11 protein-coding genes are annotated in these 10,346 nt (G+C 39.0%); 6 read left to right on the top strand and 5 right to left on the bottom strand.

From position 1 onward, the window contains the following. Positions 1-337 precede the first annotated feature (337 nt). Positions 338-1,192 carry a bifunctional methylenetetrahydrofolate dehydrogenase/methenyltetrahydrofolate cyclohydrolase FolD gene (gene folD, locus SANK73390_RS16200; protein WP_462767324.1) on the top strand — a complete coding sequence of 285 codons (855 nt, stop codon included), beginning with the start codon at positions 338-340 and terminating at the stop codon, positions 1,190-1,192. A 164-nt stretch (positions 1,193-1,356) separates the two neighbouring features. On the opposite strand, the gene SANK73390_RS16205 is transcribed toward folD, so the two are convergent. Beyond that, positions 1,357-1,773: a hypothetical protein gene (locus SANK73390_RS16205; protein ID WP_462767326.1), complete on the bottom strand. Its 417-nt coding sequence runs from the start codon at positions 1,771-1,773 to the stop codon at positions 1,357-1,359. A 285-nt stretch (positions 1,774-2,058) separates the two neighbouring features. Here SANK73390_RS16205 and SANK73390_RS16210 point away from each other — a divergent pair, with 285 nt between their 5' ends. After that, positions 2,059-2,676 carry an EF-hand domain-containing protein gene (locus tag SANK73390_RS16210; RefSeq protein WP_462767328.1) on the top strand — a complete coding sequence of 206 codons (618 nt, stop codon included), beginning with the start codon at positions 2,059-2,061 and terminating at the stop codon, positions 2,674-2,676. A 113-nt stretch (positions 2,677-2,789) separates the two neighbouring features. On the opposite strand, the gene SANK73390_RS16215 is transcribed toward SANK73390_RS16210, so the two are convergent. From SANK73390_RS16215 to prmB, 3 genes are all read right to left on the bottom strand, one after another. Further along, positions 2,790-3,659, bottom strand: coding sequence for an MBL fold metallo-hydrolase (locus tag SANK73390_RS16215; RefSeq protein WP_462767331.1), 870 nt, complete (start codon positions 3,657-3,659; stop codon positions 2,790-2,792). A 494-nt stretch (positions 3,660-4,153) separates the two neighbouring features. Next, a complete protein-coding gene (gene aroC, locus SANK73390_RS16220) occupies positions 4,154-5,242 on the bottom strand; it encodes a chorismate synthase (RefSeq protein ID WP_261627064.1) in 1,089 nt (362 codons plus the stop codon). Between the two features lie 59 nt (positions 5,243-5,301). Beyond that, a complete protein-coding gene (gene prmB / locus SANK73390_RS16225; RefSeq protein WP_462767334.1) occupies positions 5,302-6,237 on the bottom strand; it encodes a 50S ribosomal protein L3 N(5)-glutamine methyltransferase in 936 nt (311 codons plus the stop codon). Between the two features lie 89 nt (positions 6,238-6,326). Here prmB and smrB point away from each other — a divergent pair, with 89 nt between their 5' ends. From smrB to SANK73390_RS16245, 4 genes are all read left to right on the top strand, one after another. Continuing rightward, a complete protein-coding gene (gene smrB / locus SANK73390_RS16230; RefSeq protein ID WP_261594842.1) occupies positions 6,327-6,884 on the top strand; it encodes an endonuclease SmrB in 558 nt (185 codons plus the stop codon). A gap of 92 nt (positions 6,885-6,976) precedes the next feature. Next, on the top strand, positions 6,977-7,774 hold the full coding sequence (locus SANK73390_RS16235) for a response regulator (RefSeq protein ID WP_261627068.1): 798 nt from the start codon (positions 6,977-6,979) through the stop codon (positions 7,772-7,774). 176 nt (positions 7,775-7,950) lie between these two features. Then, a complete protein-coding gene (locus SANK73390_RS16240) occupies positions 7,951-8,223 on the top strand; it encodes a hypothetical protein (protein WP_462767338.1) in 273 nt (90 codons plus the stop codon). An 845-nt stretch (positions 8,224-9,068) separates the two neighbouring features. Beyond that, positions 9,069-9,341: a hypothetical protein gene (locus SANK73390_RS16245; protein WP_462767340.1), complete on the top strand. Its 273-nt coding sequence runs from the start codon at positions 9,069-9,071 to the stop codon at positions 9,339-9,341. Positions 9,342-9,531: 190 nt separating this feature from the next. On the opposite strand, the gene SANK73390_RS16250 is transcribed toward SANK73390_RS16245, so the two are convergent. Continuing rightward, complete coding sequence (locus tag SANK73390_RS16250; RefSeq protein ID WP_462767342.1) at positions 9,532-10,137, bottom strand: peroxiredoxin C; 606 nt, start codon at positions 10,135-10,137, stop codon at positions 9,532-9,534. Between the last annotated feature and the right edge of the window lie 209 nt (positions 10,138-10,346).

A 10,346-nucleotide genomic window follows, 5' to 3' on the forward strand; every position in this document is an offset into this window, starting at 1 on the left:
TACCATTTGTTGTTTTGAGCAGTGCTCGTTGACAACGGGGTGCATAATAGTGATTTGACCGTACTAGGTCAAACACTTTTTCAAAAAAAACATTCAAGTGGCTACTTTTACGACAAAATGTATAAAAAGCAGATCACTTAGCTGAAATTTATACAGTTTTCTCGACTATCGCAACAATATAATGCGGTTCAATGCCTTAAAAAGCATATATCAGCTTGGCGCATCCATTATTTTCTGAGAAAATGGCATTTCTGCTGCGGTTATAGTAGTAGTATTTTGAGCTTAACCCCTATACGCTCATATTCGTTCAAGTTTTTAATTCCAATAAAGGTCACCCATGACGGCAAACATCATTGATGGTAAGGCAATCGCCAAACAAGTACGTAATACAGTAAAAAAACGTGTTGCCGAGCGCGTTGAGCAAGGTTCGCGTGCTCCCGGGCTAGCAGTAGTGTTGGTAGGACAAGACCCAGCAAGTCAAGTTTATGTCGGTTCAAAGCGCAAAGCCTGTGAAGAAGTCGGCTTTATTTCAAAATCCTTTGACTTACCCGGAGATACTAACGAGCAACAGTTACTCGAACTGATTGACTCTCTCAACAGTGACCCTGAAGTTGACGGCATACTTGTACAACTACCTTTACCAAAAGGATTAGACGCAGAGAAAATTCTTGAGCGTATTCATCCACATAAAGATGTGGATGGTTTTCACCCATATAACATTGGTCGTTTAGCACAAAGAATGCCTGCTCTGCGCCCTTGTACGCCAAAAGGTATAATCACGCTACTTGATTCAACAGCTGTTAGGTATAAAGGTATGCATGCCGTTGTTGTTGGTGCGTCTAACATTGTCGGGCGCCCAATGTCATTAGAGTTGCTACTTGCAGGTTGCACCACCACCGTATGTCACAAATTTACTCAAGACTTGGAAGCGCATGTAAGACGTGCAGATTTACTGGTCGTTGCGGTCGGTAAACCTGAATTTATTCCCGGCGATTGGATTAAAGAAGGTGCCATTGTTATTGATGTTGGTATTAACCGACTAGAATCAGGCAAGCTAGTCGGCGATGTGCAATATGGTATCGCTGAACAAAATGCAAGCTTTATTACCCCTGTACCCGGCGGCGTTGGTCCAATGACAGTAGCAAGCTTAATTGAGAATACACTTGAAGCGTGTGAAAACTATCATGGCTAACAGTCTTAGTTTCTATCCTGAGATAGTGCTTAGATAATCAAAAAAGGAGCAAAATGCTCCTTTTTATTGTTTTATACCAATTGCATTAAATAAATGACACAGATTTCTAAACACTACCGTCATTTTAGCTCGCTATAATGATCACTGTGTTAATAAAATTAGTATTATAATTTGCCTTGAGATTTTTCTTCCTCTTCCCTTCTCTTTTGAGCTTGCTCGTATTCTTTCGCAATTTCTTGTTCAATAACCGCTCTTTGTTCTTGATAAGCCTCCTGTGATATCGTCCCATCAGCCAACATCTTATCCAGTGCTTCAAGTTGTTCTTTTAGTTCTTCAAGCTTTTCCTTGTTTACTCCCATACGCTGTAAAAGTGCCGCTTCTTGAGCTTTTTCCAGAAAGGTTTGGTTACGTAAATAGGTTGAAACATCTTTATTGCGCAACTGTTCACTCAAAGACGAGGGCTGGGTACTTGCCATTTCTTTAGCAAATTCTTGTCTCTTGTCAAGATGGTTCAATTGAGTGTTTTTCGTTGCTATTGTACTTTTCTTAATTGGTTCATTTATACCGTTAAAAAGCAGCATGGTTATCTCCTTGATAGATTGCTGACGTTGTTGCACATTAATCAAGCAATATGTATGCCTTTGTATAGTATTTAAACCTTGAATTGACTAAAAATAAACTTTGTTAGCAAGCAGCATTCTGCCTATCTAATGTAATTTTTTGTAAAGGTAATTAATAATCACATTCTTTGCACAATTGTCTCCCATCTTATTAATCAACCAAGCAACACAGCTGAAAATTCGATTGTATTTTGAATTAGCTGCTGTTGCGATTTAGACTAACCAAAGCAACGAGAGAAATTGATTATGAAACGTTCAATTATTAATACAGCAATCGCCATCGCTACTTTAACCACACTCACTGTTAGCGCCCATGCAGAAGCCAAAAAAGGAGGTAAAGGCAGACACAAAGCCCCAGAAGCCGTATTTATAAAACTAGATGCTGACCAAAACGCAGTCCTCACCCTTAACGAATTACTTGCAAATATTAACTCTAGAGCACAAAAGAAACTCGATCGTGCAGACACAAATACCAGTTCTGAAATAGAGTTAGATGAATACTTAGCCAAAAAACGTCATAGCATTGACTTGTCTGAGTTTGCGGCCGATATCGTACAATGTGTACAGGATACAAAAGATGCAACCGAAGGTAGCAATATAATAGTCCCAGATGTCAGCCACTTCGCAGCACCTGAAAGTAAATTTACTCAATTAGATACAGATAACAGCGGCGGTATTAGCCTGACTGAAATAACCAATACTCTAACCTCTCACCAGACTGACGTATTTTCAACCATGGATGAAAACATCGATAATAGCGTAACACTAGAAGAGTTTATTCAACATGGCGAGAATAGACGAGCAACCAAAGAGGCAGTAAAAGCATGTATTGATAGCTTAGTAACTTTAGATGAACCTGTATAAATAATTTCAACTACAGATAAGTAAAACCATTGCACTACTCTGCTCTTGCACCGAGCAGGGTAGTACTTAATTTAATGACTCTTCTGGGTGTATGCTAACTAAGTTTGCCTAAACTAATTTGTCTGAACATGTTGGGACAAACTTCTATAATATAACTTAGTGACCCGTGTTTCTGGCAACCACCCTGAATAGCTTAGTCCTAATGGGGCTAAAGGCCTTGCCGCTTGGATTGCCTCTAAAGTTTTGTGCTCTTTCATTGACGCTAACATTAACTGCTTTGCATGTTTTAATAGCGCAAGATATGAGGTTAAACTTTGCTTATCTGTAACAGGACCATGACCGGGGATAACCTTTGTCTTATCGTCGATACGCTCAACGGTTGCCTCAACAGCTTTAATTAAGCCATCTAAGTTACCGCCACTATCCACATCGACAAATGGCAAACTATTTAAATTAAAGAAAATATCACCCATATGTACAACATTAGCGTTTTTATAAAAAATTACTGCGTCACCATCTGTATGTGCATGAGCAAAGTGCCATAAATGAGCATGTTCACCATTAAAATGCAGTGTTAAATCTTTACTAAAACTGATAACAGGAAGGTAGCTTGACCCTTCTCCATGCTTTTCTTTTAATCTATTATAAACATTATGATGGGCAATTACATGGCTACCCGCGTTAGCAAAGTTTTCATTACCTCCGGTATGATCACCATGATGGTGAGTGTTGATCACAAATTCAGGTGCACCAGGTTGAAGTTGGCTGATTTGCTTTTTAATATCCTCACTAAGTTTTGCAAATTGATCATCTACAAGATAGATGCCATCTTCTCCTGTGCTGATTGCGATGTTGCCCCCTTGGCCATAGAGAACATGGAGATTGCTAGAAATTTGCTGTATTTTAAATTCGACTTTTGCCCACGTATTCAAAGAAGCAACTGCAATAGTTGCAAAAGCACCTGCTAAAGTTAATTTTTTCATAATTAGAGTCCGTATTTATTTTTTCAATACGATATGTAGCAGTTAATAGATTAAAATTGCAACAAATTGGAAGTTAACTTCAAGCTACTAACTCATTGATGAGTCATAATCGATAAAGTCTCGTTCAGTGGTAACCACTTCCCTGTTGATGCTACTTGATAAATAGAAACCTGAAGTTACTTATGTCACTTCTCTAGACGATAGCCGCCGCCTAAGTTTCGTTTAATAAAACAACTGAGGGATGATTCCGAAATGCCTACAGTTTAATTTTTGCTATTAAAGAATATCACCTAACTTAATAAAAAATAATGAATTAACCCAGTAACTACAACTAACTGTTTGTACATTACCCGTTCTGTATAAAGTGAAAAGTCGACACAGTATTGAGTACATCAGAGCGTAAAAGGTATGTTCCTATTAGAGGTGGTAGACAACCATATATGATCAATATATGGTTGTTATAAGTATAAATAATTAACTTAGTAATCTGCCCTTTATTTGATAGGCCCATGCGGTAAATTTACATCCGGGTTTTGGCCTCTTTGCCTTAATAAGTGATCCATTAAGGTAATAGCCATCATGGCTTCTGCTATGGGAATTGCTCTGATACCAACACAGGGATCGTGACGACCTTTCGTTATCATCTCGATAGATTCGTTAGCCGTATTAATACTCTGACCGGGTATCGTGATGCTTGAAGTGGGTTTTAAAGCAATTGAAGCAACAATATCCTGCCCCGTTGAAATACCCGCTAATACACCACCAGCGTGATTACTAGTAAACCCATCTGGAGTAAGCTCATCTCTGTGCTCAGAACCTTTTTGCTCAACAACCGCAAAACCGTCACCAATTTCAACCCCTTTAACAGCATTGATACTCATTAATGAGTGAGCGAGCTCTGCATCAAGTCTATCAAATACAGGCTCACCCAATCCAACAGGTACATTTTTTGCCACGACCATGACTTTAGCGCCTATCGAGTCTCCTGACTTTTTTAGATCGCGCATATATTCATCAAGTGCCTCTAGCTTGCTCTCGTCAGGGAAAAAGAAGGGGTTTTGTTCAACCGCAGACCAATTAAACAGTTCTGCCTTAATAGGCCCTAATTGCGACAAACAAGCGTTAATTTCAATACCATGTATTTGTCGCAAATACTTTTTGGCGATGCCACCTGCGGCAACACGAATGGCGGTTTCTCGAGCTGATGAGCGCCCTCCGCCTCGATAATCTCTATGTCCATACTTGTGCCAATAGGTATAATCACCATGACCTGGACGAAATACATCAGCAATTTTGCTGTAATCTTTTGAGCGCTGATCAGTATTTTCTATCAATAGACCAATACTAGTACCTGTTGTTTTTCCTTCAAAAACGCCTGACAATATTTTTATTTCATCCCCTTCACGTCGTTGTGTGGTGTAACGACTCTGCCCGGGTTTTCTTCTATCTAAATCTATTTGTAAATCAGCTTCGTTTAGCTCTAGTCCTGCTGGCACGCCATCGACAACACCACCTAGTGCATGTCCATGACTTTCGCCAAAGGTACTCACTTTAAAAAGCTGACCTATGCTGTTACCTGCCATTACATTTCCTCATTCCAAATGACACCCAATACCACTAAACCTGAATAATACTCATCAGCTTAGTCGTTAAAATAATCTACTAACTGCTGCTTTGAGATTGCAAAAACCCCTAAACCACCATGTTCAAACTCTAGCCATTCAAATGGTGCATCAGGGTACAACGCTTCCATATGTACCATAGAGTTACCTACTTCGACAAATAGCATACCGTTGTCAGTTAAATGTGATGCAGCTTGTTGTAAAATTTTACGTGTCACATCAAGGCCGTCCTCACCTGACGCTAATCCTAGCTCAGGTTCATGATGAAACTCATGCGGTAAATCTGCCATGTCTTCGGCATCTACGTATGGAGGGTTTGCCACAATCAGATCATATTTTTGCCCTTCAATACCGCTGAAAACATCAGATTGAATAGCAAACACTTGCTCTTGCAACATATAATCATCAATATTGATGCTAGCAACTTCCAAGGCATCATATGAAATATCCACAGCATCTACTTGAGACTCAGGAAAAACCTGTGCCAAAGCAATCGCAATACAAGCTGACCCTGTACACATATCTAAAATACGAGATATAGGCGGCTCTTCACCAAGCCACGGTGCAAATTTATCGTTGATCAACTCCGCAAATGGTGAACGTGGCACCAGCACTCGCTCATCTACGTAAAATGGCATACCAGCAAACCATGCTTGATTAGTAAGGTAAGCAACCGGCGTACGTTCAACGATACGCGTTTCAATATAACTTAACAGACGTACTTTCTCTGAGCGTGTTAAACGCGAACTCATGAGTTCTGTCGGCGTATCCAGCGGTAAGTTTAAAATTGGTAAAACCAAACTAACCGCTTCATCCCACGCATTGTCGGTACCATGTCCGAAAAATAACCCTTCATTTGCGAATTGACTAGTAGTCCAACGCAGCCAATCACTAATTGTTAGTAAATCATTTACTGTTTCTTCTGTCAGGGCTTCTGTTACCTGGAATTCGCTCATATCAATATCTCGGTCATAATTATGTCACTGTCGCTATTGTAGCGGTTTTTAAGCTGGGTTTTTACGCTTTTTTTAATTAGAATAACACCATGAAAAAACAACGCCCGACCTCACCCAAAATCGATGATGCTGATTTAGATTTATTTCGTCAGTCGATTTCTGGTGCCAAACAATTTAAGCAAGATACCGTACGCTTTAATAAGGCACCTAGCAAGCCAAAACTCAATGAACTGGCAACACAAAAGAAACAGCATCAATCAGAGTTTTATTTCTCCGATGAATATATTCCTGATATAGACACTCATGGCACCGTGCAATATGTTAAACAAGGCGCTGATCGATACTTAGCAAAACAGTTACGCCGAGGTGATTTTGCCCCTGAGCTAACGCTTGACTTACACGGACTAAATAAAGATGCAGCAAAAGAAGAGCTGGCTGCATTGATCCATGCCTGTAAAAAGCAGCACTATTATTGTGCAAGTGTAATACATGGCATTGGTGAGCATGTCCTAAAACATAAAGTACCTCAATACTTAGTTCAGCACCCCGATATATTAGCAATGCATCAAGCGCCGTTAGAATATGGCGGTAAAGGCGCAGTGCTCATATTAATTGATCTTCCCCAATCCGATGAGTTCAGGCGTTAACTAGACGGTTCTGCTGTGAATTAACTGGCCCATACAAGCTCGTTTAGTTAATATGCCTTTAAAATAGACTACAACAAATTTGACAGGGCCATATGAACGAATTACTAAGTGCAGATTTAGCAATCTTGCTTATTGAGCCATCCCCTACCCAACGAAAAGTCATCGCCAAAGAGCTTCAAGGTGAGGGGATACTAAACATTGATTTTGCTGACTCAATTGCAGATGCAAAAAAACAACTAGCTGATAATATTCCTGATTTGCTTATATCTTGCTTACATTTATCAGATGGTAGTGCCGTTGATATTCAGCACTATATCAACCATGAGCTAAGCGAACACTCTATCCCTTTTATGTTGATTTCAAGTGAAACACGAAAAGCGCAATTGGAGATATTTAAGCAATCCGGCGTTATTGCAATTTTACCTAAGCCGTTTAATAAGCTCCATTTAGGCAAAGCCATTAATACCACTCTAGATATCTTATCACCCCAAGAACTAGAGTTAGACTTGTACGACGTGCAAGACTTGCGAATACTGATTGTGGACGACTCACGACTTGCACGAAAGCATATTCGTAGAGTATTAACCAATTTAGGTGCCCACCGCTTCACAGAAGCAGAAGATGGCGCCCAGGCAATTGATATACTGCAAAATGATATGTTTGATTTAATCGTTACTGATTACAATATGCCACAAGTGAATGGTCAAGAATTAACCCAAACCATTCGCAACAGCGATGAACATGCTCATATTCCAGTTCTCATGGTTACATCAGAAGCAAATGATACTCACTTGTCTAATATTATGCAGTCTGGTGTTAATGCGCTTTGCGATAAACCATTTGAGCCTGAAACCGTTAAAAAGCTAATTTACCAACTACTTGAACAATAATAGCTAAGATATAGCACTTTTAACCAATCGATGTGGTCAATTTAACAAAACCAGCTTAGTTGGTCACATACAATTAAGAATAAAGTTATTATATAACAATAACATAAAATAAATTTATAATGTGGCACAACCTTTGTAATACCTATTGCGACTAACTTATTAAATGGAGCAATATTATGAAAACAGTGACTAAACTAACAGCAATCGTACTACTATGTGGCGCTAGTGTATCAACTCATGCTAATGAATTAACTACCGATGTAACCGGTGAATTATCTAACATTATTAGTAAAACAATCACCAGTAGTATTAACAACAGCCTTGAAGAGTTAAAAGCAACAACTCTTGAGTCAGTTTCTTTCTCTTTAAATAATGCCAGCACACAAGCGAATAAGTTAACTAAAAAGCAAACAACACTGGCTAAAGAGGCTACGAACAATGGCGAATGAGTTAATGCTTGTGAGCCTACTTGCATTACCTGTGATCAGTATATTTTTTGCATATGGCAGCATAGAGTTACTACGTTTTGTGGGGCAAAAACTGAGTATGGGGTGAAATAGTGGTAACAACAAGAATAACCAAGGTGCGTTGGCAATAAAATGCTTACTATAACGCACCTTCGCTTTAGTTAGCCGCTTAACAAAACCTTAAGCCATTTATCGATACCAATTACCCTTCAATTTTGGCCATACAACGGGGTTCCTTGTCCTTGCGCCAAACACTTCATTCGTCAATTACACACTTTGGGTTATTCAAAACATACTTTGTAGAGCTTACCCAAAAAGGCAGTTATGCTTTAATCTAATAAGATAATATTTTGAACTCACCTTACAATCCTGAGTTTTAGTCAAGGTAAAATTCGTGATCTTGCCCTGCGACATACCGAACTTTGGGCCTGATTACTAAGTCATTGACCTATCGCAATATCTGGTCATAAATTTAATACAGTTGATATAACTAATTGCCCTGCTGTTTTAATGCTTTGCGTATAAAAATACTTCTGGAGTATCACTGCCAAAGACCGCACTAATATATTCGTCAATTTTTATCATTATCCTCTCAAGTACAGTGAAAAATTATGTATAACCCTGCCATTTTTCAAAGTTAAGGACGATTAATTGCTATAGCGAAGTTAACGAAAAAGTTAGTATTTTCGCCAAGCTTCGTAGCCAAGTCTTACGAACTTAACACTCCAAAAAATAAAACCCTTAATAAACAATTGGGTATATTTTTTTAAAATCTAGCACAACCTTTGTAACGTCTATAGCGACTAACTTATAAAAGGAACCGTATTATGAAAACATCAACGAAATTAGCAGCAATCGTACTATTATCTGGCATCAGTGCATCTACTGTGGCTAATCAACTAAACACCGATGTAACCAGTGAATTATCTAGCCTTATAAGTAATACAATTACGAACAGTATTCACAGCAGCATTGAAGAGTTAAAAGCCACAACACGTGAGTCTGTTTCTTTTTCCCTAGATAATGCCTACATACAAGCAGCTGAATTAACTCAAAATCAAACAATACTTTCCACAGAGGTAAAAAGTCATGGCAAATGAGTTAACATTGGTGAGCCTGCTAGCCTTGCCTGTAGTAAGTACGCTTTTTATATATTTAAGCATAGAGCTAATGCGCTTAGTGGGGCAAAAGTTGAGTATAGGGTAAAGTGATGGTGAATATCGAAACAACAGAAGAGCGTTGGAAAATAAAAACCCGCCTAAAAGCGGGTTTTACAAAACAAAGTGCTTATTATAGCGCGCCTTCGTTTTCAGATAGGAACTTAGCAACACCCTCTGGGCTTGCATCCATACCCGCTTTACCTTCAGTCCAACCTGCAGGACAAACTTCACCATGCTCGCTGTGGAATGCCAATGCATCAACCATACGAAGCATTTCATCAATGTTACGACCCAGTGGTAAATCGTTAACTACTTGGTGACGTACATTACCTTCTTCGTCTATTAGGAAAGAACCACGAAATGCAACACCGGCTTCCGGGTGCTCAACGTCATACGCCTGACAAATTTCGTGCTTCACGTCTGCAATTAGTGCATATTTTACTGGACCAATACCGCCTTCATTTACTGGTGTATTACGCCAAGCATTGTGTGAGAACTGAGAATCGATTGAAACACCAATCACTTCTACACCACGTTTTTGAAATTCTTCAAAACGCTTGTCGAAAGCGATCAACTCTGAAGGGCAAACAAAAGTGAAATCTAGTGGATAAAAGAAGATAACTGCTTTTTTACCTTTGATTTTTTCATGTAGATTATAGCTATCTACGATCTCGCCGTTACCTAGTACTGCTGCTGCTGTAAAGTCTGGAGCCTGACGGCCTACTAATACACCCATTGTTTTCTCCAAATAGTTAGGTTTTTTTGTCCAATTTTTTAGCACATATCCATGCACTAAAGCTGTACTGACTATATTGAGGCAGTTTATAAAAAAGCAACCTCAAAAATTTGCACCAGTTTATGCTTCATCTAATAAAAATAACAATCGAATAAAGCGATAACCACCATCTGTTTTTTTGATTAACTTTAGCTTAGGAGCTACTGCTC

It is taken from the genome of Pseudoalteromonas sp. SANK 73390 (genome assembly GCF_054966645.1).

Coding starts and splice junctions, on each gene's coding strand:
- folD (WP_462767324.1), top strand. CDS start 338: ATGACGGCAAACATCATTGATGGTAAGGCAATCGCCAAACAAGTACGT.
- SANK73390_RS16205 (WP_462767326.1), bottom strand. CDS start 1,773: ATGCTGCTTTTTAACGGTATAAATGAACCAATTAAGAAAAGTACAATA.
- SANK73390_RS16210 (WP_462767328.1), top strand. CDS start 2,059: ATGAAACGTTCAATTATTAATACAGCAATCGCCATCGCTACTTTAACC.
- SANK73390_RS16215 (WP_462767331.1), bottom strand. CDS start 3,659: ATGAAAAAATTAACTTTAGCAGGTGCTTTTGCAACTATTGCAGTTGCT.
- aroC (WP_261627064.1), bottom strand. CDS start 5,242: ATGGCAGGTAACAGCATAGGTCAGCTTTTTAAAGTGAGTACCTTTGGC.
- prmB (WP_462767334.1), bottom strand. CDS start 6,237: ATGAGCGAATTCCAGGTAACAGAAGCCCTGACAGAAGAAACAGTAAAT.
- smrB (WP_261594842.1), top strand. CDS start 6,327: ATGAAAAAACAACGCCCGACCTCACCCAAAATCGATGATGCTGATTTA.
- SANK73390_RS16235 (WP_261627068.1), top strand. CDS start 6,977: ATGAACGAATTACTAAGTGCAGATTTAGCAATCTTGCTTATTGAGCCA.
- SANK73390_RS16240 (WP_462767338.1), top strand. CDS start 7,951: ATGAAAACAGTGACTAAACTAACAGCAATCGTACTACTATGTGGCGCT.
- SANK73390_RS16245 (WP_462767340.1), top strand. CDS start 9,069: ATGAAAACATCAACGAAATTAGCAGCAATCGTACTATTATCTGGCATC.
- SANK73390_RS16250 (WP_462767342.1), bottom strand. CDS start 10,137: ATGGGTGTATTAGTAGGCCGTCAGGCTCCAGACTTTACAGCAGCAGCA.